At 63.6% G+C, this 26,927-nt stretch carries 25 protein-coding genes; 16 read left to right on the top strand and 9 right to left on the bottom strand.

Annotated features, from left to right (window positions below):
* Positions 1 to 97 precede the first annotated feature (97 nt).
* Both C453_RS14520 and C453_RS14515 read left to right on the top strand, forming a co-directional pair.
* On the top strand, positions 98 to 1,354 hold the full coding sequence (locus C453_RS14520; protein ID WP_193788074.1) for a PQQ-binding-like beta-propeller repeat protein: 1,257 nt from the start codon (positions 98 to 100) through the stop codon (positions 1,352 to 1,354).
* Positions 1,351 to 2,562 (top strand): outer membrane protein assembly factor BamB family protein, encoded by a 1,212-nt coding sequence (locus C453_RS14515; RefSeq protein ID WP_008325539.1) that lies wholly within the window; start codon positions 1,351 to 1,353, stop codon positions 2,560 to 2,562. The genes C453_RS14520 and C453_RS14515 overlap by 4 nt, the downstream gene beginning before the upstream one ends.
* A 50-nt stretch (positions 2,563 to 2,612) precedes the next feature.
* Here the strand turns inward: C453_RS14515 and deoC are convergent, their stop codons facing one another.
* Complete coding sequence (deoC, locus tag C453_RS14510) at positions 2,613 to 3,251, bottom strand: deoxyribose-phosphate aldolase (protein WP_008325538.1); 639 nt, start codon at positions 3,249 to 3,251, stop codon at positions 2,613 to 2,615.
* Positions 3,252 to 3,317: 66 nt separating this feature from the next.
* Here deoC and C453_RS14505 point away from each other — a divergent pair, with 66 nt between their 5' ends.
* From C453_RS14505 to C453_RS14495, 3 genes are all read left to right on the top strand, one after another.
* Complete coding sequence (locus tag C453_RS14505; protein ID WP_008325536.1) at positions 3,318 to 4,130, top strand: DUF63 family protein; 813 nt, start codon at positions 3,318 to 3,320, stop codon at positions 4,128 to 4,130.
* A 175-nt stretch (positions 4,131 to 4,305) separates the two neighbouring features.
* Positions 4,306 to 5,196, top strand: coding sequence for a carbohydrate kinase family protein (locus tag C453_RS14500; RefSeq protein WP_008325535.1), 891 nt, complete (start codon positions 4,306 to 4,308; stop codon positions 5,194 to 5,196).
* Between the two features lie 76 nt (positions 5,197 to 5,272).
* The gene (locus C453_RS14495) at positions 5,273 to 5,797 is read left to right on the top strand and encodes a hypothetical protein (RefSeq protein ID WP_008325533.1); all 525 of its coding nucleotides are present in this window, start codon (positions 5,273 to 5,275) and stop codon (positions 5,795 to 5,797) included.
* A gap of 83 nt (positions 5,798 to 5,880) precedes the next feature.
* Here the strand turns inward: C453_RS14495 and C453_RS14490 are convergent, their stop codons facing one another.
* Entirely contained in the window at positions 5,881 to 6,324 is a 444-nt protein-coding gene (locus C453_RS14490) for a hypothetical protein (protein ID WP_008325531.1), read from the bottom strand.
* 223 nt (positions 6,325 to 6,547) lie between these two features.
* Between C453_RS14490 and C453_RS14485 the strand changes: the two genes are divergently transcribed.
* Both C453_RS14485 and C453_RS14480 read left to right on the top strand, forming a co-directional pair.
* Entirely contained in the window at positions 6,548 to 7,276 is a 729-nt protein-coding gene (locus C453_RS14485) for a nucleoside phosphorylase (protein ID WP_008325529.1), read from the top strand.
* A 9-nt stretch (positions 7,277 to 7,285) separates the two neighbouring features.
* A complete protein-coding gene (locus C453_RS14480; RefSeq protein ID WP_049907711.1) occupies positions 7,286 to 8,734 on the top strand; it encodes an HPP family protein in 1,449 nt (482 codons plus the stop codon).
* 25 nt (positions 8,735 to 8,759) lie between these two features.
* Here the strand turns inward: C453_RS14480 and C453_RS14475 are convergent, their stop codons facing one another.
* Positions 8,760 to 9,986, bottom strand: a complete 1,227-nt coding sequence (locus tag C453_RS14475; protein WP_008325525.1) for an NAD-binding protein — start codon at positions 9,984 to 9,986, stop codon at positions 8,760 to 8,762.
* A 110-nt stretch (positions 9,987 to 10,096) separates the two neighbouring features.
* On the opposite strand from C453_RS14475, the gene C453_RS14470 reads away from it, so the two are divergent.
* The 3 genes from C453_RS14470 to C453_RS14460 are packed head-to-tail and all read left to right on the top strand — an operon-like array spanning position 10,097 to position 12,980.
* A complete protein-coding gene (locus C453_RS14470) occupies positions 10,097 to 11,308 on the top strand; it encodes a TrkA C-terminal domain-containing protein (protein WP_008325523.1) in 1,212 nt (403 codons plus the stop codon).
* Entirely contained in the window at positions 11,305 to 12,693 is a 1,389-nt protein-coding gene (locus C453_RS14465; RefSeq protein ID WP_008325521.1) for a hypothetical protein, read from the top strand. Before C453_RS14470 ends, C453_RS14465 begins: the two co-directional genes overlap by 4 nt.
* A gap of 23 nt (positions 12,694 to 12,716) precedes the next feature.
* Positions 12,717 to 12,980, top strand: a complete 264-nt coding sequence (locus C453_RS14460) for a ubiquitin-like small modifier protein 1 (protein WP_049907780.1) — start codon at positions 12,717 to 12,719, stop codon at positions 12,978 to 12,980.
* A 9-nt stretch (positions 12,981 to 12,989) separates the two neighbouring features.
* Here the strand turns inward: C453_RS14460 and C453_RS14455 are convergent, their stop codons facing one another.
* From C453_RS14455 to C453_RS14445, 3 genes are all read right to left on the bottom strand, one after another.
* A complete protein-coding gene (locus C453_RS14455; RefSeq protein WP_008325518.1) occupies positions 12,990 to 14,063 on the bottom strand; it encodes an SDR family oxidoreductase in 1,074 nt (357 codons plus the stop codon).
* Complete coding sequence (locus tag C453_RS14450) at positions 14,060 to 15,625, bottom strand: succinic semialdehyde dehydrogenase (RefSeq protein WP_008325517.1); 1,566 nt, start codon at positions 15,623 to 15,625, stop codon at positions 14,060 to 14,062. The genes C453_RS14455 and C453_RS14450 overlap by 4 nt, the downstream gene beginning before the upstream one ends.
* A 76-nt stretch (positions 15,626 to 15,701) precedes the next feature.
* The gene (locus C453_RS14445; RefSeq protein WP_008325516.1) at positions 15,702 to 16,544 is read right to left on the bottom strand and encodes a Rieske (2Fe-2S) protein; all 843 of its coding nucleotides are present in this window, start codon (positions 16,542 to 16,544) and stop codon (positions 15,702 to 15,704) included.
* Between the two features lie 224 nt (positions 16,545 to 16,768).
* Between C453_RS14445 and ppc the strand changes: the two genes are divergently transcribed.
* Entirely contained in the window at positions 16,769 to 19,462 is a 2,694-nt protein-coding gene (gene ppc, locus C453_RS14440) for a phosphoenolpyruvate carboxylase (RefSeq protein WP_008325515.1), read from the top strand.
* Between the two features lie 128 nt (positions 19,463 to 19,590).
* Here ppc and C453_RS20470 read toward each other — a convergent pair whose 3' ends face one another.
* Together C453_RS20470 and C453_RS14435 are read right to left on the bottom strand one after the other, a co-directional pair.
* On the bottom strand, positions 19,591 to 19,758 hold the full coding sequence (locus tag C453_RS20470; protein ID WP_169316554.1) for a hypothetical protein: 168 nt from the start codon (positions 19,756 to 19,758) through the stop codon (positions 19,591 to 19,593).
* Between the two features lie 115 nt (positions 19,759 to 19,873).
* Entirely contained in the window at positions 19,874 to 20,674 is an 801-nt protein-coding gene (locus C453_RS14435; RefSeq protein ID WP_008325505.1) for an aldo/keto reductase, read from the bottom strand.
* Positions 20,675 to 21,145: 471 nt separating this feature from the next.
* Here C453_RS14435 and C453_RS14430 point away from each other — a divergent pair, with 471 nt between their 5' ends.
* On the top strand, positions 21,146 to 22,492 hold the full coding sequence (locus tag C453_RS14430; RefSeq protein WP_008325504.1) for an MFS transporter: 1,347 nt from the start codon (positions 21,146 to 21,148) through the stop codon (positions 22,490 to 22,492).
* Positions 22,493 to 22,620: 128 nt separating this feature from the next.
* Here C453_RS14430 and C453_RS20240 read toward each other — a convergent pair whose 3' ends face one another.
* Positions 22,621 to 22,983 (bottom strand): acyltransferase, encoded by a 363-nt coding sequence (locus C453_RS20240; protein ID WP_160163407.1) that lies wholly within the window; start codon positions 22,981 to 22,983, stop codon positions 22,621 to 22,623.
* A 528-nt stretch (positions 22,984 to 23,511) separates the two neighbouring features.
* Between C453_RS20240 and C453_RS14420 the strand changes: the two genes are divergently transcribed.
* From C453_RS14420 to C453_RS14405, 4 genes are all read left to right on the top strand, one after another.
* Positions 23,512 to 24,069: a maltose acetyltransferase domain-containing protein gene (locus tag C453_RS14420; protein ID WP_008325501.1), complete on the top strand. Its 558-nt coding sequence runs from the start codon at positions 23,512 to 23,514 to the stop codon at positions 24,067 to 24,069.
* 111 nt (positions 24,070 to 24,180) lie between these two features.
* Positions 24,181 to 25,830, top strand: coding sequence for a glutamine hydrolyzing CTP synthase (gene pyrG, locus C453_RS14415; protein ID WP_008325500.1), 1,650 nt, complete (start codon positions 24,181 to 24,183; stop codon positions 25,828 to 25,830).
* The gene (gene guaA / locus C453_RS14410) at positions 25,830 to 26,747 is read left to right on the top strand and encodes a glutamine-hydrolyzing GMP synthase (protein ID WP_008325498.1); all 918 of its coding nucleotides are present in this window, start codon (positions 25,830 to 25,832) and stop codon (positions 26,745 to 26,747) included. Before pyrG ends, guaA begins: the two co-directional genes overlap by 1 nt.
* The coding region (locus C453_RS14405) for a DUF7126 family protein (RefSeq protein WP_008325496.1) at positions 26,744 to 26,927 on the top strand (184 nt) is incomplete at its 3' end. The genes guaA and C453_RS14405, both read left to right, overlap by 4 nt.

Genomic DNA, 26,927 nt, shown 5'->3' with positions numbered 1-26,927 from the left:
CGGTTATCCCACATATTGGGTCCGCGGGCAAAAGAGACGCGGTCTCAGCCGGTCCTGCCCACAAGAATCTTGACAGATTATATTGAACAACCAGCATATGTCCCCCCGCTCGTCGTCTGACTCTCCGCGCTCGACCCGGCGACGATTTCTCTCTGGTGTGGCCGGGACGACGCTCGTGTCGCTGTCGACAGTCGGCACTGCTGGCTGTCTCGGCGACGACTCACCGGCCGACGACGACTTTCCCGAAGGCGTCCAATTCGACACCGACTGGCCCACTTACGCCCACGACGACGCCAACAGCGCGTACCTCCGCGAGGGGGGCGCTGTTTCGGACCCCATCGTCGAGTACGAAGCCGACTTCGGGATGCCGCTGGCTGAACCCGCAGCAATTGGAGCGCTAGCTTACACGGCCAACGACCCGCTGCAAATCGTCGATGTCACCGGTGGCGAGGTCATTTCGGAGGGCCTCGGCGACAGTTGGACGACGCCAGTCGTCCTCGATGGGGCGCTGTATACGCCCACCCAAACGGTCCAGCGCTCCACTGAGCTACTGGTGTACGATGCCCGCAGTGGCCGCGAGATTCGGAGTATCGAACTTCCCGGTTCTCCGACCACCGCACCCGCCTTCTCCAACCAGCGCAGGACGATGTTCGTCGGTCTCACGGACGAACGCATCTGCGCAGTCGACCTCGACTCCGGCGAAGTGAGGTGGACCCGCGACCTCTTCGGCGCGGTTCGTAACCCGCTCGCGGTCAATCTCGGACTCGTCTTCGTCGTCACCGAGGGGCAGCGGCTCTACTGTCTCGGCACTGACGGTAGCGGCTACTGGCAGGTGTCGCTCAACACCGCCAATCCCGTCGCGCCCGTCGTCGGCGACGAGCGCGTCTACGTCGCCGGTTGGGACCGCATCGCCGCGCTGGAGAAGCGAAACGGGAGCGTCGTCTGGGAGGACGACCGCGGCGTCCACAAACGGCTGGCCTTCGACGGCGAGCGATTGTATTGTTCGAAAGGCGACCTTCGCGCGCTCGATACCGCGACGGGCGACGAACAGTGGTCCTACTCGTCCGCCGACTCGGCTCCGACTGTGGCTGGCGACACCGTCTACGTCGGCACCGACGAAGGCAATCTGGTCGCACTGAAGCGAGGTGGGACCGGCCCGCTTGACGGCCGGGAGCGGTGGTCCATATTGCTCGGAGACTACGTCGGCCACTCGCTCGCTGCCACCGACAACCGCGTGTTCTGCCCCGTAACGCGAGCTGATGGCCTGATGAGTCTGACCGTCGTCGCCGACGACTCGATTGCCGGACCGAACGTGTCGGGAACGGCGGCGGCAGCAGGAGGTGATGACGCGTGAAACTGACGCGGCGTGACGTACTGAAGTCGGGAGGGGCGGGCTCAGCACTCGGGATTGCAAGTCTCGCCGGATGCCTCGGCGACGATACCGGCTCGACCGGAGCGGGCCGTCCCGATTGGCCGCAGCCGCACTTCTCCCCACGAGGAACGAGTTACAACCCCCGCGCGACCGGTCCCGAGTCGAAGCCGAGCGAGGCGTGGGGCATCGAGGTCGGCGGACTGGCCCTCGGTCGTCCCGTCGTCTTCGAGGAGACTGTCTACTACGCGACAGGCGAGCGACTGCGGGCGTTCGCCGTCGAGGACGGCACTGAAAAGTGGTCGGTCGAAGTCGAATCTAAAAGCGGCTTCAGGTCGCCGGTGACGGTCGATTCAGACCACGTGTACGTCGGAAAGACGGGGACGAGAACAGGTGTTCTCGCGTTCACCCACGACGGCGAGGAAGTATGGCACGCGCCGACCGAATCGAGTGTCCGCGCGCCACTCGTCCGGCCGGAACGGAGTTCTGGCTACGTCTACGCTGCCGATGCCGACGGCTACGTCTTCCGAATCCGAACAGACGACGGGACCATAGAGTGGCGGACGAAGGTGTTCGGTCCCGCCCGTGCACTGGCCACGCACTTCGGCGAGCCCGTCGTCGGAACCGAAGGCGGCGAAGTCGTCGCGTTCTTGGACAACGGAGCCGGACACGAACCGACCGGACTGTGGCGGACGAAGGTTCCCGGTGGGGTACAGGCGCTCGCGACCGTCAACGACGATGTCTTCGTCGGGATGTTCGGTGGCGGTGTCGCCCGTCTTCGCGGCGGGCTGCGAGCCGGAAAAACCGACTGGCACCAACCGGACTCGTCGCCGCACCGCTCTCTCGTCGTCGGTCCCGGCCGTATCTTTTCGACAGACGGCAGTGGCATTCACGCCTACGACGAACGGGAAGGGACGCTCACGTGGGAGTCCGACGGCGATTTCTTCGCGCCACCAGCAGGTGCCGGGGACACTATCTTCGCGTCTGACACGAGCGACGATGGTGGTGTCGTCGCCTACGACCGCTCGGGTGGCATTGGCGTCGGTGACGTTCGACTCGGGAACCATCGCTGGAAGTACTCACTCACGGGCGGAGCGGTAACCGGGCCGACGCCCGCCCACGACTCGGTGTTTGTCGTCGAGTCGGGCGGCGAGAGTGGTCCTGCGAGGCTGGTCGCGTTACGGTCCGAGTGAGAAGGAAAACGGCGGGAGAAGACGACTCCAACGAGGAGCGAAACAGACGACTATGCTTCCGGCGCGCCGGAGACGATTTCGACGCCGGAAGACGCGCCGATGCGCTCTGCACCAGCTTCGAACATCGCCAGCGCCTCGTCGTACGACCCGACGCCGCCGGAGGCCTTCACGGGCAGGTACTCGGCCATGAGTTCGACGTCTTCGACCGTGGCACCGCCATCGGCGAAGCCAGTCGAGGTCTTGACGAACGCGGCGTCGGCCTCGGCGGCCGCCTCGCAGGCGCGGTGCTTTTCTTCTTCGGTGAGAAGCGCTGTCTCGATGATGACCTTCACCGGGATGGGGACGGCAGCGACGACTTCCGAGATGTCCTCGGTGACGGCCTCGTCGTCACCGGCTTTGAGGCGACCGATGTTGATGACCATATCCAGTTCGTCGGCACCGGCCTGCCACGCGTCGACTGCCTCTTCGCGCTTGGCGACGGTCGTATTCTGGCCGTGCGGGAACCCGACGACCGTCGCGAGGAGCACGTCAGGTGCGTACTCGCTGGCTTCGGCGACGTAGCACGGTGGAATACAGGCGTTCATCCCCCACTCGTCGGCGTCGTCGAGGATGGATTGCACGTCGGCGAGCGTCGTCTCGGGTCCGAGTACCGTGTGGTCGATTCGGGCGGCGAGGTCGTCTCGGTTCATACCCCGAGGTGGCGACGGGGACCTAAAGAACGTAAGGCTTTCACGCCGCCCCGTTAGGCATCTTGCATGGCCATCCTCCCCGAAGGATTCGCGCTGCCCCCACTGCCGTATCTCGCCGTCCTCGTCGCGGGACTCGTCGGTGTGGGTGTCGGACTCGTTCGAACCCGGCCCCCGGTCTCGGAGGGTCATATCCTCGCCCTCGTCCCGTGGATGGTGTCCGGGTCTGCGCTACACGTCTTCTACGTCCTCGACTTTCTTCCCCCGGCGCTCCGCCCACTCGCCGGGACGCCCGCCGTCTACGCGACGGTGGCTGTTCTTGCGGGCGCGACGTGGCTCGGTCTCCACGTCGGCGACGTTGACACACCGCGAAATCTGGCGGTTCCAGGGGTCGCTCTCGCGGGCCTGCTCGTCGGGTTCGCGCTCTTTGTCGGTCTCGCTGGCGGGACGCTCGCCCCGCTGTGGCCCGGTATCGCGCTCGTCCTCTCGCTTCTCGTCGGTCCCGCGGCGTGGGTCGCCGTCACCCACATCGCCCCGGAGGCGACCGATGCGGGGCGATTGGGCGCACTCACCATCTTCGGCCACACGCTCGACGCCATCTCGACTGCCGTCGGTATCGACGTGCTCGGGTTCGGCGAACGAACGCCGCTCTCGCAAGTCATCCTCGAAGCCGCTGCCGCGCTCCCGACCGCCGAGGTCATCGGAGTCGGCTGGTTGTTCGTCCTCGTCAAACTCATCGTCGCCGGGGCCGTCGTGACGCTGCTCGCGGACTACGTCCGTGAGGAACCGACCGAGGGGGCGCTGCTCTTGGGTCTCGTCGCGGCCGTCGGTCTCGGTCCGGGCGTCCACAATCTGCTGTTGTTCGCCGTCTCGGGCGTCTGACCGGTCGGGAGCCGAAACTCAGCTGCGGGAGTGACGGGAGTGGTGGGAGTTGCAGGAGTGGTAGGAGTGACCGAGTCAGCCGACGGATAACTCGAACCGCCAAACTGTCAGATTTTTCAGAAGAATGGGATATCCGGGAGAGTTATCTAATCGGCGGACCGAGTCTTGGGGACGTATGTCCCGAGTTATCTGCGCCGGTCACGTCAACTGGGACGTCACACTCCGGGTCGATTCTCTCCCCGACCCCGACGGCGAGGCGACCGTCGAGTCCCGCGTCGGTGCGGGCGGTGGCAGCGCCGCCAACGTGGCCAGCGGTCTCGTCGGATTAGATGTCCCTGCGACACTCCTCGGAAGCGTCGGCGACGACGAACACGGCCACGCGGCTATCGCGGAACTCGCCTCGAAGGGCGTCGATTGCCGGCACGTCGTCAGTACTGACGACGGCCCGACGACGGTCAAGTACGTCGTCGTCGATGCGAAGGGCGAAGTGTTCGTCCTCGGCTCTCCGGGCGTGAACGAAGTGTTTGAGGCATCAGCCCTCCCGAAATCTGCACTCGCCGAGGCCGACCATCTCCACCTTACGAGTCAGGCCCCGACGACAGCCGCCGAACTCGCCCGCCGGGCGTCCGAGGTCGGAACGACAGTCAGCTTCGACCCCGGCCGGAGAATCGGCGACCGCGGCTACACCGAGGCACTTCGACAGGTCGATTTCGTCTTTCTCAACGACCGCGAGGCAGCGACGGCACTGGGAGACTCTGGAAACGGTGGGTCCGTCGGTGATGCCCTCGACAACGCGACACTCGTCCTCAAACACGGGCCGAAGGGTGCAGAAGTCCGCGACGGCGACGACACGCACGTCCATCCGGGGTACCCGGTCGACGCCATCGACACGACCGGTGCGGGAGACGCCTTCGCGGCCGGATTCATCGCGTCTCGAATCGACGGTGCGACGTACGAGCGCGCGCTGGCTATCGCCAACGCCTGCGGTGCGCTCACGGCTGCCGAACCCGGGGCGCGGACACAGCTATCGTGGCGACGACTCGACGATTTGGTCGAGGCGATTTGAGCATGGTGTAAACCACACAACCGGTCGCAGTCGACGACCCAATCAATTTTATCCCTCCCTTGCATCGCTCGGGACGATGCTACAGCACGTGTTGTCCGTGGTTGCCGCCGTCGGCGCGGCCGCGGGTATCGGCCCCCTCTCCGGGCGGCTGCTACTCGGGGCGTTCGCCGGACTCGCGGCGGCAGTCGTGATGGACATCCCGATGTGGCGACAAGAAGAGGGCTATACGCCCGCGTACGTCGCCGCGTCTGTGCTCCGGCGGGCCAGCCCGAACGAGGTTTCGTTCATCGACGCGAACGTCGTCCACCACGTCGCCGGTGCGTTAGCTGGCGTCCTCTACGCGCTCGTCCACCTCGCCGCTGACTTCGTCGTTCCTGACGTGCCCATCTTCGGGCTCGACATCTTCCCACACGTCGTCGCCGTCGCCGTCGTCGTGCCCAGTATCTATGCGCTGTTTTCGTACTTCGTCCTCCCGCGGGCAGGGCGAGCAATCTACGAAGAACGGGCGACCGCCGTCCGCGGGCAGTGGCTCCGCTCGGCGCTCGTCTTCGGAGTGACACTGCTCGTTCTCGGGCCAGCACTGTTCGCTGGCATTCAGTGAAAGCGTTCGTGAGGGCAGTGCGTCGAGTTCGCTAAGCTAACTCACGCGACGACTCACCTACCCAAGCTCACGCGTCGAACCGGCTAATCCAGCGTATCGTCGACTCCGCTAATCCAGCGCTGGGCGACAGTGGCAATCACCCACCCCGATGTATTGGAGACAACGTCACCAACCGTATCCGTCCATCCACCAGCCATGAGGACGTAGTGCGGTGTCGCTGCTTCGAGTACCTCCCAAGCGACGCCGATACTGAAGAGGAACACCAGCGCCACGACAGGGCTGACCCTGATACGGTACAGCCACACCACGAGCGCGGCGCTACAGGCGACGTGCATGACGATGTCCCACCACCAGATGGACTCGTACAACGGGAGGAGTCCCAGGCTCACGACGGCGAGCGTGGCAAATGTCAGTACCCGTGGGTTCGTCGCTGCGGTACCGGCCCAAAAACGCCACGTCCCGTTCGGTGCGTCGTGCGTGGTGGACGAGGAGGTTGAAAACAGGTGCGAGCCCGGCCGAGTAGCCATTACCAAAAGAGACGGGAGTAAATCGGTTAGTTACTCATCTGTGATATTACGGTTAGGCCGCCAAATGGCCTGAATATCTCCATTAATGAATATTATATGATGATAATTCATATATTTGAATTGTTTTTCCCGAGTCGGAAACGAGGGTACTAGCCCCGCGCTCACCGCGTGGTCGAATCCGGCGAACCGCGTCGTTTTTCACCACGACGCGAGACGTTCGGATATGGCGAAACAGCCCCATCTCCTCGTCGAAGAAGGCGACGTGAACGATATCGCACTCATCCCCGGCGACCCCGGTCGCGTCGACCGTATCGCCAAGCAGTGTGAGAACGTCGAGGAGGTCGCACAGAACCGAGAGTACAAGGTCGTCAACGCGGAGTACAAGGGCGTCCCGCTGACCATCTCCTCGACCGGAATCGGCTGCCCGTCGGCCGCAATCGCTATCGAGGAACTGTCGCGCGTCGGCGTCGAGACGTTCATCCGCGTCGGCACCATCGGCGCGCTGCAGGAAGACATCGAAATCGGTGACATGATTGTCGCGACCGGTGCCGCCAAGGAAGAAGGCACCTCCAAGCGCTACGAATCTGAAGTCTACCCGGCCGTCCCTGACTACGACGTCCTCACGTCCCTCGTCGACGCCGCAGAGGCCAACGACGAAGAGGTCCACGTCGGCCCCATCGTCTCCGACGACGCGTTCTACAACGAGTCCGATGAGTACGTCCACGACTGGAACGACGCTGGCCTGCTGGCTATCGAGATGGAGGCAGCGACGGTGTTCTCGCTCGCCCGCCGCAAGGGTCTCCGTGCTGGTGCTATCTGTACGGTCGACGGCAACCTCGTCGCCGGAACGCAGAAGGGTGCTGACTCCGACGACGAACTCCCGGAGAAGGCCAAGAACAACGTCGAACGCGCAATCTCCATCACTCTCGACGCCGTCACCGACCTCGCGTAAGGCACTCGCATGCGCCTCCGTCGTTTCGCGGCCAGACTGGCCGCACGCACCCGGACGCTCTGGGGACGGATTCGGCGCAGAGAGCGGCGCGAGATGGTCGCGTTCCGACGCTGGATAGAACACACGAGTAATCTGCTGCATCTCACCGTCCTGCTTCTCATTCCGGTTCTCATCGGGGCGGTGACGTTCGTCTCCAACGCCATCGACACGCTTTCGTTCCTCCTGTTTCCACCGCTCGCATCGGGGACGTACACGCTGTTTTCGGACCCTGAAGGACGCTACGCCTCACCGTATCGATTCATCCTCGCACTCACGGTGGGTGCCCTCTGTGGCCTCGTCGCTTACGGCTTTACGGCGTGGGTCCACGGCCCGACCGACATGGCAATCGTCCATCCCTCGTCGGCAGCGCTGGCAATCTTTCTCGCTGGCGGGGCGACGTGGGCACTCGACGTGGAAGCGCCGTCTGCGTTTTCGACGGCGCTCTTGACGCTCGTCACTGGCGATGTGGAACCCGTCGAATACGTCGTGAGCATCTTCGCCGCGAGTCTCGTCATCGCCGGGGTGTTCGCACTTTGGCGCGAGGAGTTCTACGAGCGCCGCGCCGAATATCTCTACGAGACGGTCCGCGGCGACGACCACGTTCTCGTCCCAATGCGAGGCGACGGCGAGGTGGCGACGCGAACCGCGTTCTTCGCCGCCCGCCTCGCCGCCGCGCACGCCGCCGGGAAAGTCGTCCTCCTCGATGTCTTGCCACCTGGTGAGGTGGTCGATGGCGAGGCAGCGGGTTCCGACTCGACACCGAACGTCCCCGTCTCGGAGACAACCGGAAACCCGGCAGCCGACGCGGCGGTCGAACGTCTCGAATCCACGGCCCATCAGCTTCGAACCCACGTGGGCATCCCCGTCGAAGTCGTCGTCGCCAGTGGCGACTCACTTCCGGCGACCACGGAGGCGGCCGCGAACACCAACTCCGACCTCATCGTGACGCCGTACGAGGAAGACCGCGGCTTCCTCTCGGACTACGTTCGGGGACTCTTCGGCGGCGAGTACGACACCGTCGCGTTTCGGTCGGTCGGGAGCGAGTACTGCTGGCGTCGCGTCCTCGTGCTCGTGGCTCGTCCCGGTGATTCCGCACATGCGATGATAGACTTCGCCAGCCGACTCGCGGGTGAAACCGGCAGCGTGAGCGTGACGACCTGCATCTCGGCGGAGGTCGAACGCCGACCGGCAGAGACGAAGCTCGCGAACCTCGTCGAGACGGTCAATGGAAACGTCGAGACACGAGTATCGAAATCAGATGTGACGGCGTTTATCGACGCCAACGCGGCGAGCTACGACCTCGTCGTCCTCGGGTCGAGTGGCGACCGGTCGGCAGCGTCGCGATTCATCTCGCCGCCGACGTTCGAACGAATCAGAGAAATCGACTGCGACGTGGCTGTCTTCGACCGCGGGCTGTAGGACTGATTCGCTTCCTAACGAACCGTTAGTCGGCTCCTTCGTCGCTCCCGCTCCCACCATCGTCGCTCTCTGCTGGCTGAGTGTCCGGCTCTTCGTCGAGGAGTCGGTCTTCGATAGGCTCCAGTCCACCACCACCGATGGCGGACTCGGCGAGGAAGTGGCCGCCGAGTGCGGCGGGGCTGATGACCGTGTTCGCCCCGGCGCGCCGCAGTTTTCGCTCGTTCTCTCGCTGGCTCGCCGAGGCGACGATGTGTACGTCGGGGTTGAGCTGTCGGGCGGTGAGGATAGCAAGCGCGTCTTCGGCGTCGTTGCTGGTGGCGACGACGACAGACCGCGCCGTATCGACACGGCCGCGTTTCAGCGATTCCTCGTCGCTCGGGTCGGCCGTGAGCACGTCGTAGCCGCGTTCCGTGAGGCGCTGAGCGCGCTCCGCGTTGGGCGTGATGATGAGCACGTCTGCCCGCCCGTCGAGTTCTTCGAGTATCGGTTCGGTCAGTTCCCCGTGGCCGAGGACGAGGACGTGATTCTCCAGAATGTCGAGTTGTGATTCGGTCATGCGTCCGAGTGCTTTGGTGAGTCGTGCTTCGATTGCGGGTGTGAGCAGGACACCGAGCGCCACCGCGAAACTCGCGACGGTCACGAGCAGCGCCGACATCCCGAACAGTTTTGCGACGGGCGTTCGCGGCGTAATGTCACCGTAGCCGACGGTGCTCCCGGTGACGAGCGCGAAGTAGAACGCGTCGAACAGCGTGTCGACGCCGTTGAAGTCCTCTCTGAGCGCGTACGCGCCGGCGGTCGCGTAGGTCTGTGCGCCGGCGATGGCGAGGAGTGCCGAGAGTTGCGTCACCGTCAGGTCGAGGTCGCGGTCGAACGCCCGGCGATTGAACAAGAGGAGTCCGAGACCGACGACCGAGAGGCTGACGAGGAGCGTGAGGGTGACGAGTGGCTCAAGCCGGTCGGGTGACTGGATGAGTCCCTGCGCGGCAGACACCGGCAGCAAGATTATCGTCGAGTACCACGCGGCGCGGAGGCGACGACGCAGACCGAACGCGCTCGCGAGGAGCAGAAAGCCGGTCAAGGTGCCGGTGAACCCCGCGGCGGTTCGGATAGTGTCTGGAATGTACGGACCGAGCAGTCCACCGGTCGCTGGCAGGCTGATGTTGACAAGCCCGGTCACAGCCGAGAGGACGGCGACGACGAACACCACGCCTATCGCCGTCCGAGCACCGAACCAGTCGCGTACCGACACCATGTCTCCCGAAAGTGTGGCCCAATCGTAGATAAGGAATTGGGTATCCGAAGGCGACTGCGGTGAGTCACGTCCCCGGCACGCATTTATTTCGCCGGTGAGTTGGCTGGGCTATGGCTTCACTCCCCGTCGAAGTCGTTTACGGACTCTACTTCGGCATCTTGACGGGCCTCGTCCCCGCCGCCGTCGCGTGGCTCTTGGGCTTCGGATTTCGGTACCTGACCGGCGTGACGGTTCCCGGACTCGCCGTCGTCGTCCTCGGCGTCGCCATCGCCGGGGCGAGCGGTGGTCTCATGGCCCTCGCCGACCCGTCGATTACGCAGTCTGTCAATCAGGTTCGGCTCACGGTCGCGCTCCTGGTCGTGTTGATGGCGTCGCTGTACGCCCACAACCGCGGCGACGCCTTCGCCAACGAGATTCCACGGAAGATGTCGCTTCGGAAGTTAACCGAGCGAACGCTCTCGACAGACGTGGTTGAACTCGTCGGCGGGCGCGGACAGGTCAGTATCTCCGTCTCTGGAGACGTGGCCGACGTGGAGGGTTACCCACCGGTGCCACACGAGATTCGGGCGGCCATCCGCGATGGGGAGTGGACGTTCCCGGCCGACATCCCGCTTATCGAACTCGAATCCCGGTTCGCCGACCGCCTCCAGACCGAATTCGACCTCGCGGCGGTCGAGGTGACACTCGACGAGCGCGCTCGGGCGACTGTCGCCGCCGCCGCCCCCTTCGGCGGGCTCTCGAAGCGCCTCCCACCCGGGAAACGCGCTGTTTCCATCGACGCGCTGATTCCAACTGGTCTCGCAGTGGGCGACGAAGTCTCGGTCGTCGCTGGCGACGAGACGGTCACCGCGACGGTCATCGGCATCGACAACCCGGTCGAAGCACCCATCGTCGAGAGCGGCGAGGACGACGAGTCGGACGCGCCGAAACCAGCGCCCCGCGCTCCCACTGCCGCGGGTGGCGACGGAAGCGTGACGCTTGCCGTCTCTCGGCAAGCCGTCGATTCGCTCGTCGGAACGACCCCTGACCGACTCGTCGTGCTCTCGCGCGGTGTCCGGCGGGAGTTCGAACTCGTGTCGTTGCTCCGGCGCGCAGGCAAGCGATTCTCTCGGCTCTCGGTCGGCGCAGATGGGCCGCTCGACGACGTGACCCTCAGAGACGCCGCTGTCCGCGACACCTACAACGTCGCCGTCCTCGCGGTTCGCCACGGTGGGGCGTGGACGATGGCTCCGCGCGGCGACCAACTGGTGAGCGCGGGGGATACGGTGTTCGCTGTTGGCACTCGCTCTGACCTCACCGCGTTCGAGGAGGCGGTCGCATGAGCGACCCACTCGTGCTACTCGGACAAGTCGCTGTCCCGTCCGCTGGCGACCCGCTCGTGAGGTCGGCCCTCCGATTCGTCGGCCTCGTCGTGGGCGCGTTCGTCGCTTCCAGCGTCGCCGCCATCCTCTATCGCTGGTACACCCGCGAGGCCATCCCGCAGTCGCTCGCAGTGCTCTTCGGAGCGGCGCTTGTCGCGCTGTATCTCAACACTATCGGCCTGTTCGGTGAGTTCGCCGCCGGCACCAACTCGGCCGTCTTCGAACCGGAGACGGTGCTGTACAACGGCGGTGTGCTGGCCGGTGGCGCACTCGTCTCCCCGGTCGGCCGCATCGTCGGCGACAGAATCGCTACGGACGTGTTCGCCGTCGCCGGAGCGAAGGAACTTGACGCCGACGTGAGCAGGCTGGTTCGAACGGTCGGCCGCGTGACGACCGTCACGCTCCCCGAAGACATCGACGATATCGAGGCGTACGACCCCGTCCCCGAGACGGTCAAAGCGCAACTGCGCGAGAAGACGCTCTTGTTCCCGCGTAGGCTCTCGGTCCCCGAACTTCGTGACCGACTCGTCAGCCGAATCAAAGACGACCACGGCGTCGGCCACGTCGACGTGGAAATCGCAGACGACGGGACAGTCTCGTACCTCGCGCTCGGCAGTCGGGCCGCTGGACTCGGGCCAACACTCGGTCCCGGAACCGTCGCGGTTGCAATCCGTGGTGACCCCGGTCCGGGTGCGGCCGCTGGCGACCCAGTTCAAGTGTGGGCAGTCCCCGATTCGGACGACGAAGCGGTGACAGAACAGGACAACGCCACCGACGGCGCTGGGACGTCCGCACCTCCGTCTGCCGCGGCCGAATCGGAGACCGCCGGGTCCGACGGTCCGAATCGAGTCGCGTTCGGCGAACTCCGTGGCGTTACGGACGGTGTTTCGACAGTCGCGCTCGACGAGGTCGACGCCGAACGGCTCTCTGGGGCCGACTCGTACCATCTCGTCACGCTCCCGGCGAGCCCCCACGTCGACCGCGAGTTCGCGTCACTGCTTCGGACCGCAGACGAGACGATGGCCGTCGTCACAGTCGGCGAGGACTCGGCACTCGATGGGGGAACGGTCGCCGACGTCGAGACGACCGTCGTCGCGATTCGTACCCCGAACAGACCGGTCGAGGCTATCCCTGCCCGCGGCCGCGAGGTCGCGTCCGGCGAGATGCTGTACATCGTGGGGAGACCGGAACTCTTGCGGCAGGTGGAGCGACAGGCAACCGAGGGGACGGAGACGGACGGGGGAGACGACGAGGCTGCAACTGATGGGGGAGACGACGATACCGGTGACACATCGGACGAGTCGGCGGCGGGAGACGACACAGACCCGTCGGCGCAACCCTCATGAGCCCCGAGCGTGGAGACGGGGGTATGGAGTGGAAGTTATTCGCCGACCTCGCGGAGGTCGCCGGGTCCCGAACGGTCGAAGTCGAAGTCGAAAGCCACGCGACCGTCGGCGACGCCCTCGACGCGCTCGTCGGGAGACATCCGCCGCTCGAACCCCGCGTGTTCGCCGACGACGGCGGGCTCTACGAGCATATCAACGTCCTTCGAAACGGCGAGCCTGCGGCGCTCGACGCAGCAGTCGAAGTCGGCGACGAACTCGCCCTTTTCCCGCCGGTCAGCGGGGGCTAGTCACCAGGTTTAGGTCATCGCGTCAGACCGAAGATTCGGGTTCTCGCGGACGAACTGAACCAGTTGGTCGGCGTAGGACTCGAACGCTGGCGGGGCGATACCGGACCCCGCCAAGTGTGCCCGGGCGTTCGCACCGACGTACTGCGTCGGGTGCGTAAAGTACGCGAGCGTCTCCGGTTCGATACCGACGAATGATTCGAGTGTGTCCCACCGTTCGAGTGCAGACTGCGCAACGCGACGGGGGAGTGGAAGTGCGAGACCGTTCCTGTCCGCCGCGTCGAGGAGCGCCGACACGAACTGGCGAATCGTCGGTGGATTCGGGTCGCACAACTGGTAGGTGGTGTTCTCGGCGCGGTCGAGTCGAGAGAGGTAGTCGATGGCCTCGACGACGTAGTCGCGCGGGACGACGTTCAACTCGGCCGCGTCCGGGTCGCCAAGTCGTGGGACGACCGCGATAGACGGTTGTCGAAGGAGCCAGCGAACGAGGTAGTATGGCCCGTCGTACTTCTGGGTCTCGCCGGTCCTGCTGTCGCCGACGACGATTGCCGGGCGGTACACCGTCGCGGGAACCGCGTCCATTCGCTCGCGGACCAGCACTTCCGCGCGGAACTTCGTCTCCTCGTAGTGGTTGTTGAACGACTGTCCGACGTCGAGGTCGGGCTCGGTGAAGACGCCGTCGTACCGACCGCTGACGTAACAGGTGCTGACGTAGTGCAGTCTGTCGACACCGGCCGACTCGGCGAAGTCGAGGACGTGGCGCGTTCCGTCGACGTTGACCGCTTGCCCGACTTCGGCCTCGACGCCGAGGTCGTAGACGGCGGCGAGGTGGTACACCGTCGTGGTCCGTGATTCGAGCGCCGAGTACGTCTCGGCGTCGAGGCCGAGTTCCGGGTCGGTGATGTCGCCTTCGACGAGCGTGAGGGACTCGCGCCAGTCCGACCCGAAGATGTCCGTCGCCCGCGACACAGCACGGTCGTAGTACCGCGGTTGCACGAGACAGACGAGTTCGTCGGTTCGGTCGCTGAGTCGGCCGACCAGCGCGCTCCCGAGGAATCCCGGGAAGCCGGTGAGGAAGACGCTCACGGCCCCAACTCGGAGATGCGCTTCCAGAGTCGAACGCCGACCGTCGCGGCCTCAGCCCAGAGTCGCTTCCCGCGTTTGGGTGGCGAGAACGACACGACTCGCTGGGTCGCGACTGTCTGTGACTCCGTGTACTTTCGCATGCCACGCCGACCGTGACGACGACCGATTCCAGAGTTTTTCATCCCGCCCATCGGGGCGTCGAACGAGCCCCACGCGGCGAGATAGGCGTCGTTGACGTTGACGGTCCCGGCTTCCAGTCGCGTCGCGACTTGCTCGCCTCTGTCTTCGTTTTTCGTCCAGACGCTCGCGTTCAACCCGTACGCCGAGTCGTTCGTTCGCTCGATGGCTTCCGAGACGCTCTCGACTTCGTAGAGTGAGACGACCGGGCCGAACGTCTCCTCGTCGGCGAGCGTCATCTCGGGCGTCACGTCGGTGAGGACCGTTGGCTCGTAGAAGTACGGCCCGAGGTTGGGTCGGGCGCGTCCCCCCGTGAGAACCGTCGCACCCTGCTCGACAGCGTCCTCGACGTGGGCTTCGACTTTCGCGAGCAACTCACCGTCGAGCAGTGACCCTACGTCGTGGTCGTAGTCGTAGCCCGCGTCGAGCGCGAGTGCGCGTGCCTTGCGGAGGAAGGCGTCACGGAAGTCGTCGGCGACGGACTCGTGGACGTAGATTCGTTCGATAGAGATACAGAGCTGTCCGGCGTTAGCGAAGCTGCCCCTGACAGCGCCGCGAGCCGCCTTTTCGACGTCAGCGTCGTCGAGGACGAGAAGCGCGTTCTTCCCGCCGAGTTCGAGCGAACACTCTGTGAGGTGGCGTCCCGCCGCCTCGGCGACGATGCGACCGACTTCGGTGCTGCCGGTGAAACTGACGTGGTCGACCGCCTCGACGAGCGGTTCGCCGAGTGTCGGTCCCTCACCGGTGACGACCTGCAGGACACCTTCTGGGAGGCCGCACTCGTGGAGGAGTTCGAGTCCCCACAGCGGCGTAAACGGTGTTCCCTCGTCTGGCTTGATGACGACGCCGTTGCCAGCGAGCAACGCGGGAATCGCCTCGGAGATGGACAGTGACAGCGGATAGTTCCACGGTGAGATGATGCCGACGACGCCGACGGGATGATGGTGTTCGACGGTCTTGGTCAAGAGCGGAATCGCACCACCGCGACGGGTGGGAGTGAGCACCTGTTTGGCGTGGTTTCCGTAATACCGTGCAGCGGTCGCGGCGTCGAGAAATTCTTCGAGCGCGTCCACGCGAGCCTTTCCAGTTTCGGTCTGGATGACGTCGAGAATCGACTCCCGGCGGTCGAGCAGCGCGTCGTGGAACCGGCGAATTACGGCGACGCGGTCTTCGACCGGCCACGACGCCCATTCGTCTGCGGCCGCTCGGGCGTCTTCGACGGCAGTTCGAACGTCGTCGGGCGTCGATAGGGGGACGTCGCCGACGACGCTGTCGTCGTACGGTGCACGAACTGGGAGTGAGTCGCGGTTCGTCGGGGGGAAAGCGAGACCTGCGAGCGCGTCGAACCGCTCGCGGGCGACCGGGGAGGAAGGGGCGTCGGCCATACACACCCCATTGGGCGCGAGGCTACTAACCAGCGTGGGACGAAACAGAGAACGGAGAGCTGATTTCGGGGCCTTACTAGTCGGGCCGCGGCAGTGCGGTAAAGAGGGTCTGGACGATAGAGAACGGGTCGTAGACGGACTGGTGGCACTGACAGTAGACGCCGTCTTCTGCGTTGAACTTGGCGGCGTCGGCAGCCTGCTTGTAGCCAGGGACACAGCAGAAGTGCGTACACTTGTTGAGCCACGCGATGACACCCTGGTCCGTCGAAGCGGCGAGCCAGTCGTTGTCCTGGGCGGCCTCTTCGATGCGCTCAGAGCGGAGGATCTGAATCGGCATCGTGTCTTCGGCGTCCTGCGAGCGCCACGTTCCGGTGGCGGGCTTCCCGAGGCCGGCTCGTCCGATGCCGTTGCCCCATTCCTTGTAGTCGCCGAAGTCTTCGATGTTCAGCTTGTCGCCGGCGCTGTAGGCGTCTTGTTGCCAATCGTACCCGCCGGAGTCGGCGCGGAAGTAGTTGTCAGACTCGTAGTCCGGTGCGAGACCGCCGTAGGACTGCACACCGCAGTACTGGAACCACGCCGAGGAGTAGGTGACGCCGGACCCTTTGTAGTCGTCAGTCTCGGCGATTTTAACGTCGATACCGTTCTGTGTAACCGTCTTGACTTCCGGCCAGACACCCTTGATGAACCCATCGCTGTCGATTTCGATAGGAATCTGGGGCATCCCGCGCGGGGCAGGCCCTGCGGTGTTCTCGATGGCGTACGCCTGTGTCGGACCGCCACCCGCACCTGGGGAGGTAGTGGCGGAATTGATGGCGGCCGCACCAGTCGTTCCCACGCCCGCGAGCGCCGCTCCCCCAACGACGCCTTTGACGAACCGACGGCGACCCGAGTCGTCGGGGTACTTGTCGCTATCGCTCATATCAGGAACTTCGCCCCGTCCAGTAAAAGCGTGACGAATCCCCTGTGTGAGTGAGACGCACGAAATCGTCGTCCTCAATACTTTGGGCCACTAAATACTACGATTCTCGGATTTTGATGGAATCTGCCAGTCGTTTACTAACGTTTGTTTGGAGGGGCATTTCGGGCAATTTTTCGGCGCTACGCCTGCCCTTTTACAATGTGGTACTCGTATTTGAGTACGAGATGCAACTGCACACCAGAGACGTCAGACAGGACGTTCGCGAGCTGGGGACTCTGCTCGGGGACGTTCTGGAAGCCCAAACCTCCACGGCGTCGTTCGAGACGGTAGAAGAACTTCGACAGTCCGCCATCGCCTACCGAAAAGGCGAGACGGGCTCCCGCGAAGCGCTCTACGACGTCGTCGCCGACCTGGACCCAGAGACCGAAAGCGTCGTCGCCCGCGCCTTTACGACCTACTTCGAACTCATCAACCTCGCAGAGGAGCGCGAGCGCGTGCGTGTCATCAGAGAAGCCTCGCAGGAAGGAACGCTCGAAGACGGCATCTTAGACACACTCGACGCCCTCCGCGACGAAGATGTCGACGAAGACCTCCTCGGGCGCGTGCTCGAAGACGTACTCATCGAGCCGACGTTCACGGCACACCCGACCGAGGCACGTCGCAAGACGGTGAAAGCAAAGCTTCGCTCCATCGCCAACCGACTGGAAGGCATCGACGAACGCCGCCTCACGGACCTCGAGCACGACCAAGAGTGGCGACACATCATCGCCGAAGTAACAAGTCTCTGGCAGACCTCGCAAGTCCGCAATCGCCGCCCTGAGCCGACCGACGAGGCACGGAACGTCCAGTGGTATCTGGAGAACATCCTGTTCGACGTGGTCGGCGAAGTGTACGAAGAGCTCGAAGAGGAGTTCCACGACGAGTATCCCGACCTCGACGTGCCGAAGCTCTTCGAGTTCCGGTCGTGGGCCGGGTCGGACCGCGACGGCAACCCCTTCGTCACGCCCGAAGTGACAGAAGAGACGCTCGAACGACAGCGCAGCGTCGTCTTAGAGAAATACAGTGACGCCCTGAAACGACTCTCTGGTGTGCTCAGTCAGGACGCCACACGAATCGACCTCGGTCCCGAACTGGAGCGGTCGCTGAAGGCCGACCGCGAACTGCTCCCGGTCGTCGCCGACGAAGTCGACGAACGGTACCCCGACGAACCGTACCGCCAGAAGCTGAAGTTGATGCGCGAGCGCCTGCGCCGTATCGAGGACGTTCGGCCCAACGGCTACCGCGAACCGCAGGAACTGATGGACGACCTCGCAGTCATCGACGCCAGCCTCCGCGGAACCGGTGCCGGGAAAGTCGCGGACGTGTACGTCGAACCCCTGATGCGACAGGTCGACACGTTCGGCTTCACGCTCGCCAGCCTCGACCTTCGCGACCACCAAGAGAACCACACCGAGGCAGTCCACGAGGCACTGGCTCACGAGGGAATCGACTATCAGGGTCACCCCGAAGACGAGCGCGTCGAGCTCCTCACCGACGCGATGCTCCAAGAAGAGCCTATCATCGACCTCGACGAACCGGGCGACGTGTCCGAGACGGCCCAGCGCGTCCTCCGACGCTTCCAGAAACTTGGCGAGTGGCAGCGTGAGTACGGCGTCAGCGCCATCGACACCTACTGTATCTCGATGACCGAAGAGCCGTCGCACGTCCTCGAAGTCCTCTTCCTCGCCGACCAAGCGGGTGTCGTCTCGCTTCCGGACCACTGCGGTCTCGACGTGGTTCCCCTCCTCGAAACCGAGTCGGCGCTGAACGGCGCACGCCGTATCATGGGGACGCTGTTCGAAAACGAGGCCTACGAGAAGGCGCTGGCCGCCCGAAACAACGTCCAGGAGATTATGCTGGGCTACTCCGACTCGAACAAGGAAAACGGCTTCCTCGCGGCCAACTGGGACCTCTACAAGAACCAGCGCCGCCTCGCCGACATCTGCGACGACTTCGACGTGACGATGCGGTTGTTCCACGGTCGCGGCGGGTCTATCTCGCGCGGTGGCGGCCCGATGAACGAGGCCATGCTGGCGCTCCCGAACGAGACCATCACCGGCCAAATCAAGTTCACCGAGCAGGGCGAAGCCATCGCCGAGAAGTACGCTAACCCGCGCGTCGCCGAGCGCAACCTCGAACAGATGCTCAACGCGCAGATTCGGGCGCGTCTGAACGCGATTCGCCAACCCGAAGAGCACGTGCCGGAAGAGTGGGTCGACGCCATGGATACGATGGCCGCGACCGCCCGCGCAGAGTACCGTGACCTTCTCGAATCCGAGGGCTTCGTCTCCTACTTCGAGCAGGCGACGCCAATCACTGTCATCGAGGAACTCAACCTCGGGTCGCGCCCGGCCTCGCGGTCGGACGAACGCAGTGTCGAAGACCTCCGCGCCATCCCGTGGGTGTTCTCGTGGACGCAGTCGCGGTGTATCCTCCCCGGTTGGTACTCGCTGGCCGCAGGTGTCGAAGCCTACCTCGACGATGGCGGCGACCTCGACACGCTCCGTGAGATGTACGACGAGTGGCCGTTCTTCCGAAGCACGCTCGACAACGCCGCGATGGCTATCGCCCGTACCGACCTCGAAATCGCGTCGGACTACGCGGACCTCGCCGACGAAGAGCTTCGAGAGACGTTCTTCCCGCGTCTCCAAGCCGAATACGAGTCTGCAGAGGGACTCATGCTCGATATCATCGGCCGCCAAAGCCTCCTGAAGCGGGAGTGGCTCGAAGACAGCCTTCGGCGTCGCAACCCCTACGTCGACCCGCTGAACCTCTTGCAGACGCACCTGCTCGCACAGAACCACCGAACCGACGAAGAAGAACGAACCCTGCGGCTCACCGTCAAAGGCATCGCTGCCGGGATGAAGAATACCGGGTAGGATACCAACGCCGGATAAGGGCCACGCCAGCGACTCGGCTGCCTTCGGCAGTCGCTCACGGGCCGCGGCGTGGTCCCGGCCACCCACCGGAATCGCCACCTCGGTTGTCGGCCTTCAGCCGCGTCAGGTCAGGCCCGCCGAAGGTCGTACGGATTCGAACAGACAGGGCACGTTTCGCGCGTGAGGCGGTACTCTGGCTTGATACCCTCTCTGACACCGTCGAAATCGGCGCCACCCTCGTAACTCGGTTCGACGTGCTGCCCGCAGTGCGGACAGGCCACCACCACTGTCGCCATACGAGAGTCTACGAGCGTATCTATCATATACATTAACCCGGATTGCGAAAGGGTTCCATAAGGGGGCGAATGATTCCCCCAGACAGCTATACTCTGAAAATAATATATCCGAGAGTTAGACCTGATTCCACGGCGCTTCGTCGAAGTCGACGATGCGGTGGTGTGCGTCGAGCGCGTCGATGGCAGCGATATCGTCGTCGGAGAGTTCGATATCGAGTGCGGCGAGGTTGTCGCGGATGTGTTCGGGCGAGGCGGCCTTCGGAATCGGCGTTGCGCCCTTCTCGATGAGCCACGCCAGCGACACCTGCGCGGGCGAGGCCTCGTGTTTCTCGGCAATGTCGACGAGCGTGTCGTTGTCGGCGACCTCGTTACGCGCGATTGGCGAGTACGCGACCAGATGGTGGCCGTCTTCCTCGGCCATCGCGAGGAGTTCGTCCTGCTGAAGCAGCGGGTGCATCTCGACCTGATGGGCGAAAAGCGGCGTGTCGAGGCGGTCGATGGCCTCTTCGAGTTGGTCGGGGCGGAAGTTACTGAGGCCGACGTTTGCGACGACGCCCTCCTCGACGAGTTCGTCGAGCGCCGCGAGCGTCTCGTCGGGGTCGTAGGAATCCAGCGGCCAGTGGACGTACAAGAGGTCGATAGTCTCGACGCCGAGTTTCTCGGCCGATTCGCGGGCGGTCTCCAGCACGTCGTCGGAGCCGAGGTTGTCGGTGTCGAGTTTCGTCGCCACGAAGATGTCGTCGATGTCGACATCGGATTCGGCGAGGGCTTCGCCGACGAACTCCTCGTTGTCGTACATCTGGGCCGTGTCGATGTGGCGGTAGCCCACGTCGAGGGCCTTCGTGACGGCCTCGACACACTCGTCGCGGTCTTCGAGTTTGTACGTCCCGAAGCCGAGTTGCGGGAATTCCTTCATACGCGAGTACACTCGATGGGACGCTTCAAAGCCTGCGATTGCGGAACAGGTCTCCGCCGCTTTCTTGGAACATATAGCACTCCGTTGGCGACAAACTCCGCGAGTCGGGGCTGGTGGGCCGTTACTGAAACGGATGACGTGTCAACCACCAAAAATACTAAGTGGGAATTCGCAGATACTCCGACTGAACCGTTCTATGACCTGCTGGCGTGCGATTCGCTCAGTGTACGACCCGCTCACGCGCACTGCCGCGTGAGGGACCCGATAGCCGCAGCACTCGGGTTCGCGCCGCTACGTTCTGTAGCCGAAGTACACTGACCGAACACACACGTCAATGCAGATAGTCGCTGAGCCCTCGGCGGACAGCCGGGGCTCGTTCGATAGTCGTTCGCTTTCCAAACACCAGCCGTATCGCTCGCAACCGTGCAGGCCGAGTGACCGCCTCGCGCCGACTGCTGGAGGTGGTCGTCGATGACTGCGGCCGAGGTAGCCGAGAAAACTGATTCACCCACTGGTCGCTCGTCGCTGTGGCGGAACCGCGATTTCCGGCGGTTCTTCGCCGGACAGTTCGTGACGAACGCCGGGGACAGCCTCTACACCGTCGCCGTGCTGTGGCTCGTCTTCGACCTCAGCGGCTCGACCGTCCTCACAGGCATCGCGAACTCGATACTGCTGCTCCCGTGGCTCTTGCAGATATTCGCCGGGCCAATCGTCGACCGACTCCCGATTCGGCCCGTCCTCGTCGGGTCGCAGGTCGCTCAGGGTGTCGTCGTCCTCGTGCTTCCGCTGGCCGCGGTGACGGGGCATCTGAGCGTCGAACTCCTGCTCGCAGTCGTCCCCGTGTTGATGCTCGCAGCGCTGTTGATGACGCCGATGGAGGCCGCTCTCGTCCCGCGTCTCGTGAGCGACGAGCGGTTATCCCAAGCGAACTCCGCGCTCGCAACCGTCACGCTCGGACTGGACATGGTGTTCGACGCACTCGGCGGCGCGTTCATCGCCGTCTTCGGTGCGACGGCGCTGTTCCTGTTCGACTCGGTCACGTTTGCCATCGCTGGCCTGCTGTTCGCCGGGATTTCGCTGTCGAAGACGAGTGAACCCAGCGACTCCGAGCAGACCAGTGACTCGCCGACAACGGAGTCTGACGAGACGGATGGTGACTCGATACTCCGCTCGTACGTCTCGGACTTGCGTGTGGGCATCTCGACCCTCCGCGGGACCGTCTTCGTCGAATTCATGCTCATGACGGCGGTGGCCAACCTCGCAACCGGCGTGACGCTCGCAATCCTCCCGTCGTTCGGCGACAGCCTTGGCGGTCCTGCCGTCTACGGCCTGCTGCTCGGCGCACTCGGTATCGGTCGGTTCCTCGGGTCGCTCGTCGCCCCGCGGTTCGAACACGTGTCGTACGGTCGGCTGCTATTCGTCGGCAACGCGGTCGGAGCGTGCTTCTGGTTCGCTTCCGTGTACGCGCCGACGGCAGCACTCACGGTCGTCCTATTCGGCCTCGCGTGGGTTCCGATTGGTATCTCCGGCGTGCTCACGTCGACCCTGAACCAGACCGTGTTCCCGAAGGACCTCCTCGGACGCCTGTCCACTATCAAGGGCACGGCATCCGGCGCGACGCTCCCGCTCGGGTCGCTTATCGGCGGTGTCGTCGCAGAGAGTCTCGGCACCACCACGACCATGGCAGTCGCCGCGTTCGGATTCGGGTTTACGGGGCTGTACCTTCTCGCGCGTCCGCGACTCCGACGGCTTCCCGCAGTCGCCGACGCCACTCCCGAAGCATTCGGTGTGACTGTGTCGGCTGAGAGCGAAGAGTAACGCTCCCGACCCTCGTTTTTAAGAAAGGTTGTACGACGCAAAGCCGATATTCAAAAAGTGCTGCGAGTGCGAGTGAACTCGGGAGAGGGGTTAAAATCTGTAGTTTCGACCGGTGTTATTTCGCGACGTCACTCCCAGCTAACGTCTTCCTTGATTACCTTCGCTGGGACACCACCGACGAGCGCATTCTGGGGCACATCGTTTGTTACGACGGCCCCCGCAGCGATTACCGCTCCATCGCCAACGTGGACGCCTTTCTGGATAGTTGCACCGTGTCCAACCCACACGCCGTCACCGATAACGACAGGCGAGCTGCCCGGTGATTTTGACGTGTCTGGGTGAATCAGAGTATGTGCGTCGGTATCCATGATGTCGATGTTCCATGCGATAGCACAGTTGTCACCAATTTTGACCTTTTCTCGGCAGAATATCCGGGATGAACCGTTTATGTAACTGTCCCCCATCTCGAACTCACCCTGAATATTGAGCATCGTCCCGGAGCCAATCCGAGAGCTCCCTTGGCCAGTTGTCCTGAGTGTCCCTGAACGACTGACAAAGAGACGAGAACCGCCAATAGATTGGTGAATCATCCGAGTGTTCTTTGCATCAATTAAGAGGGGACGAGATAGCTCAACCGTGGAGTCAGAGTGGATGCGGACACTAGTCCGCTTTCCTAAAATCAACCCGACTGGTGACCCGGTGTGACGAAGGGAGTGATAAACAGATTTGATACTCCCACGGATGCCGACGTTCTCGACCATTTCCGAAAGAAACCGTCGGTCAACACCCTGAAACCGATTCGTTGCGAGTTCGCCGACGGTAACCATGCACTCACCTTGTCAGAGGCACCATAATTATATTCTGGTTATTGTAGAATTTTAATTTATTCTAGACATACATGTTTCTCATGCATGATTTTTAGTAGACTTGTTATTTATGACACAGGTAGGTATCAAAAACCACAGTACCGGGTGATGACTCAGCAAAAGTCACATTGCTTCTCCGCCAGAACGTAACCGATGCCCTCCGAGAAAGAAAAGATGCTCGCGGGCGAGTTGTACGACGCGAGCGACCCGGAACTCGTCGCCGAGCGAAAACGCGCGCGCCGACTCACGCGCCTGTTCAACGACACCGACGAAACCGAGACAGAGCGCCGCGAGGAACTGATTCGGGACCTCTTTGGCGCGGTCGGCGAGTCGTTCGAAATCGAACCGCCGTTCCGCTGTGACTACGGTTACAACATCCGCGTCGGCGAGGACTTCTTCGCCAACTTCGACTGCGTCTTTCTCGACGTGTGTCCCATCGCCATCGGCGACAACTGCCAAATCGCGCCGGGCGTCCACATCTACACCGCGACGCACACGCTCGACGCGGCCGAGCGAATCAAAGGCCCCGAGTCGGGCGACCCGGTGACGATTGGCGACAACGCGTGGCTTGGCGGTCGTGCGGTCATCAACCCCGGCGTCACAATCGGTGACGATGTAGTGGTCGCCTCCGGGGCCGTCGTGACGGAGGACGTGCCGGATAACGTGGTTGTCGGTGGGAATCCGGCACGAGTCGTCAAAGAACTGGAGTAGCTGTTGGGGAGTTCGCTGTCTGTCGATTCTTCAGTTTTCGGGCATGTGCGGGCGTCTGGCACACAGTGTTGGCTCCGAAATCGTTTTGAAGTACGCTTGCACACGGTCAGTATGCCGACGGACGAATACGACCCCGATATGGGGCGCAAGTTCATTTTCGTAACCGGGGGTGTCATGTCCGGCCTCGGGAAGGGTATCACGGCCGCCAGCACAGGCCGACTCCTGAAGAATGCCGGGTTCGACGTCACCGCAGTCAAAATCGACCCGTATCTGAACGTCGACGCGGGGACCATGAATCCCTACGAGCACGGCGAAGTGTACGTGCTGAAAGACGGCGCGGAAGTCGACCTCGACCTCGGGAACTACGAGCGGTTCCTGGGCATCGACATGACCGCCGACCACAACATCACGACGGGCAAGACCTACCAGCACGTCATCCAGAAGGAGCGCGCTGGCGACTACCTCGGGAAGACGGTCCAGATTATCCCGCACGTCACCGAGGATATCAAGCGCCGCATTCGCGAGGCGGCCGAGGGAACCGACGTGTGTATCGTCGAAGTCGGCGGTACGGTCGGCGACATCGAGTCGATGCCGTTCCTCGAAGCCCTCCGCCAGTTCGCCTCTGAAGAGGAAGACGGCGACGTGCTCTTTACGCACGTCACGCTCGTCCCCTACTCGAAGAACGGCGAGCAGAAGACCAAGCCCACACAGCACTCCGTCAAAGAGCTTCGAAGCATCGGTCTCCAGCCCGACATTCTCGTCGGGCGTGCGGACGACAAGCTCGAACCGGAGACGAAGACCAAGATTGCGCAGTTCTGTGACGTGCCGGACGCCGCCGTCTTCTCGAACCCCGACGTTCCGGACATCTACCACGTCCCCCTGATGGTCGAAGAAGAAGGGCTCGACGAGTACGTGATGGAACGCCTCGAAATCGACGACGAGGCGCTTCCGAAGGCCGAACGCGACAACCGCTGGCGCGAACTCGTCACGGCCGAGCGCACCGGCTCTGTCGACATCGCGCTCGTCGGCAAGTACGCCCTCGAAGACGCTTACATGTCCATCCACGAGGCGCTCAAGCACGCCGGTATCGAGTGCGGCGTCGACGTGAACATCCTGTGGGTCGACGCCGACGAGATGCACGACAAGCACGAAGAGCGACTGAAGGGCGCAGACGGCGTCGTCGTCCCCGGCGGCTTCGGCTCCCGCGGGACGGACGGCAAAATCGAGGCCATCCGCTACGCCCGTGAGAACGACGTTCCGTTCCTCGGTCTCTGTCTCGGCTTCCAGATGGCCGTCGTCGAACAGGCCCGTAACGTCCTCGGCCACGAAGACGCGCACTCGACCGAACTCGACGAAGATACGTCGTACCCGGTCATCGACCTGCTGCCCGAGCAGTACGAAGTCGACGCGATGGGCGGGACGATGCGCCTCGGTGCCCACGAGACTGAGATCGACGAAGGCACTCTCGCAGAAGAGGTCTACGACGGCACCTCCTGTACGGAGCGTCACCGCCACCGCTACGAGGTGAACCCTGAACTCATCGACGAGCTCGAATCCGAAGACCTGCGCTTCTCCGGCCGCGCAGAGAACCGCATGGAGATTCTGGAACTGGACGACCACCCGTTCTTCTTCGGGACGCAGTTCCACCCCGAATTCCGTTCCCGACCCGACCGCGCGAGCCCGCCGTTCCTCGGCTTCCTCCGTGGCGTCCTCGGCGAACTCGACGCGCGTGAACTCGACAACGAAGAGGTGACAGCATAATGGTAAACGTAGACGAATTCATCGAAGACGCAACAGCATCGATTCGCGACCAAATCGGCGACGAACACGCCATCATCGCCCTCTCGGGCGGCGTGGACTCCTCCGTCGCGGCGACCCTCGCATACGAGGCCGTCGGCGAGCAACTCACTCCTGTCTACGTCGACACCGGCCTGATGCGCAAAGGCGAGACCGAACAGATTGCGGACACCTTCTCCTTCATGGAGAGCCTCCGCGTCGTCGACGCCGAAGAGCGGTTCTTCGACGCCCTCGAAGGCGTCGTCGACCCCGAGGAAAAGCGCAAGGTCATCGGCGAGCAGTTCATCCGAGAGTTCGAGCGCGAGGCCAAAGAGACCGACGCGCAGTACCTCGTTCAGGGGACTATCTACCCCGACCGCATCGAGTCCGAAGGCAACATCAAGTCCCACCACAACGTCGGCGGCCTGCCGGACGTCGTCGACTTCGAGGGCATCGTCGAACCCGTCCGCGACCTCTACAAGGACGAGGTTCGCGAAGTCGCTCGCGCCCTCGGTCTCGAATCCATCATCGCAGAGCGCATGCCGTTCCCGGGTCCGGGCCTCGCGGTCCGCGTCCTCGGCGAAGTGACGCCCGAGAAGGTCGAAGTCGCGCGCGACGCGTGTCACATCGTCGAAGACGAGACCGAAAAGCACGACCCGTGGCAGGCGTTCGCCGCCGTCATCGGCAAGGGGACCGGCGTCAAGGGTGACAACCGCGTCCACGGCTGGATTGTCTCGGTTCGCTCCGTGGAGTCGCGCGACGGCATGACCGCCCGCGCACAGGAACTCCCGTGGGACACCCTCCAGCGCATCCAATCGCGTATCACCGGTACGAACGAGAACGTCGCCCGCGTCGTCTACGACGTGACCCACAAACCACCCGCGACCATCGAATACGAATGACGACTGCACTCGTCACTGGAACCGACCCAGAAGGGCTCGGCGAAGCGCTCGAATCGGAAGGTGCAACCATCGTCCGTATCACCGGGATGGTCTCCGCCGACTCACTCGGCGAGGCTGGTATCGAGGAGGCCGACCTCCTCGTCCTCACAGACATCTGTCTCTTATACACATCTCTGAGCG

It is taken from the genome of Haloferax elongans ATCC BAA-1513, assembly GCF_000336755.1.
In the GTDB taxonomy this organism is placed as follows: Archaea; Halobacteriota; Halobacteria; order Halobacteriales; family Haloferacaceae; genus Haloferax; species Haloferax elongans.
Note: the sequence above shows the minus strand (reverse complement) of the source record. Positions and strands in the feature narration are given on the sequence as shown.

Excerpts from the sequence above, each read along its gene's own strand:
- C453_RS14520 (WP_193788074.1), top strand. The coding sequence starts at position 98 with ATGTCCCCCCGCTCGTCGTCTGACTCTCCGCGCTCGACCCGGCGACGA.
- deoC (WP_008325538.1), bottom strand. The coding sequence starts at position 3,251 with ATGAACCGAGACGACCTCGCCGCCCGAATCGACCACACGGTACTCGGA.
- C453_RS14505 (WP_008325536.1), top strand. The coding sequence starts at position 3,318 with ATGGCCATCCTCCCCGAAGGATTCGCGCTGCCCCCACTGCCGTATCTC.
- C453_RS14500 (WP_008325535.1), top strand. The coding sequence starts at position 4,306 with ATGTCCCGAGTTATCTGCGCCGGTCACGTCAACTGGGACGTCACACTC.
- C453_RS14495 (WP_008325533.1), top strand. The coding sequence starts at position 5,273 with ATGCTACAGCACGTGTTGTCCGTGGTTGCCGCCGTCGGCGCGGCCGCG.
- C453_RS14490 (WP_008325531.1), bottom strand. The coding sequence starts at position 6,324 with ATGGCTACTCGGCCGGGCTCGCACCTGTTTTCAACCTCCTCGTCCACC.
- C453_RS14485 (WP_008325529.1), top strand. The coding sequence starts at position 6,548 with ATGGCGAAACAGCCCCATCTCCTCGTCGAAGAAGGCGACGTGAACGAT.
- C453_RS14480 (WP_049907711.1), top strand. The coding sequence starts at position 7,286 with ATGCGCCTCCGTCGTTTCGCGGCCAGACTGGCCGCACGCACCCGGACG.
- C453_RS14475 (WP_008325525.1), bottom strand. The coding sequence starts at position 9,986 with ATGGTGTCGGTACGCGACTGGTTCGGTGCTCGGACGGCGATAGGCGTG.
- C453_RS14470 (WP_008325523.1), top strand. The coding sequence starts at position 10,097 with ATGGCTTCACTCCCCGTCGAAGTCGTTTACGGACTCTACTTCGGCATC.
- C453_RS14465 (WP_008325521.1), top strand. The coding sequence starts at position 11,305 with ATGAGCGACCCACTCGTGCTACTCGGACAAGTCGCTGTCCCGTCCGCT.
- C453_RS14460 (WP_049907780.1), top strand. The coding sequence starts at position 12,717 with ATGGAGTGGAAGTTATTCGCCGACCTCGCGGAGGTCGCCGGGTCCCGA.
- C453_RS14450 (WP_008325517.1), bottom strand. The coding sequence starts at position 15,625 with ATGGCCGACGCCCCTTCCTCCCCGGTCGCCCGCGAGCGGTTCGACGCG.
- C453_RS14445 (WP_008325516.1), bottom strand. The coding sequence starts at position 16,544 with ATGAGCGATAGCGACAAGTACCCCGACGACTCGGGTCGCCGTCGGTTC.
- ppc (WP_008325515.1), top strand. The coding sequence starts at position 16,769 with ATGCAACTGCACACCAGAGACGTCAGACAGGACGTTCGCGAGCTGGGG.
- C453_RS20470 (WP_169316554.1), bottom strand. The coding sequence starts at position 19,758 with ATGGCGACAGTGGTGGTGGCCTGTCCGCACTGCGGGCAGCACGTCGAA.
- C453_RS14435 (WP_008325505.1), bottom strand. The coding sequence starts at position 20,674 with ATGAAGGAATTCCCGCAACTCGGCTTCGGGACGTACAAACTCGAAGAC.
- C453_RS14430 (WP_008325504.1), top strand. The coding sequence starts at position 21,146 with ATGACTGCGGCCGAGGTAGCCGAGAAAACTGATTCACCCACTGGTCGC.
- C453_RS20240 (WP_160163407.1), bottom strand. The coding sequence starts at position 22,983 with ATGCTCAATATTCAGGGTGAGTTCGAGATGGGGGACAGTTACATAAAC.
- C453_RS14420 (WP_008325501.1), top strand. The coding sequence starts at position 23,512 with ATGCCCTCCGAGAAAGAAAAGATGCTCGCGGGCGAGTTGTACGACGCG.
- pyrG (WP_008325500.1), top strand. The coding sequence starts at position 24,181 with ATGCCGACGGACGAATACGACCCCGATATGGGGCGCAAGTTCATTTTC.
- guaA (WP_008325498.1), top strand. The coding sequence starts at position 25,830 with ATGGTAAACGTAGACGAATTCATCGAAGACGCAACAGCATCGATTCGC.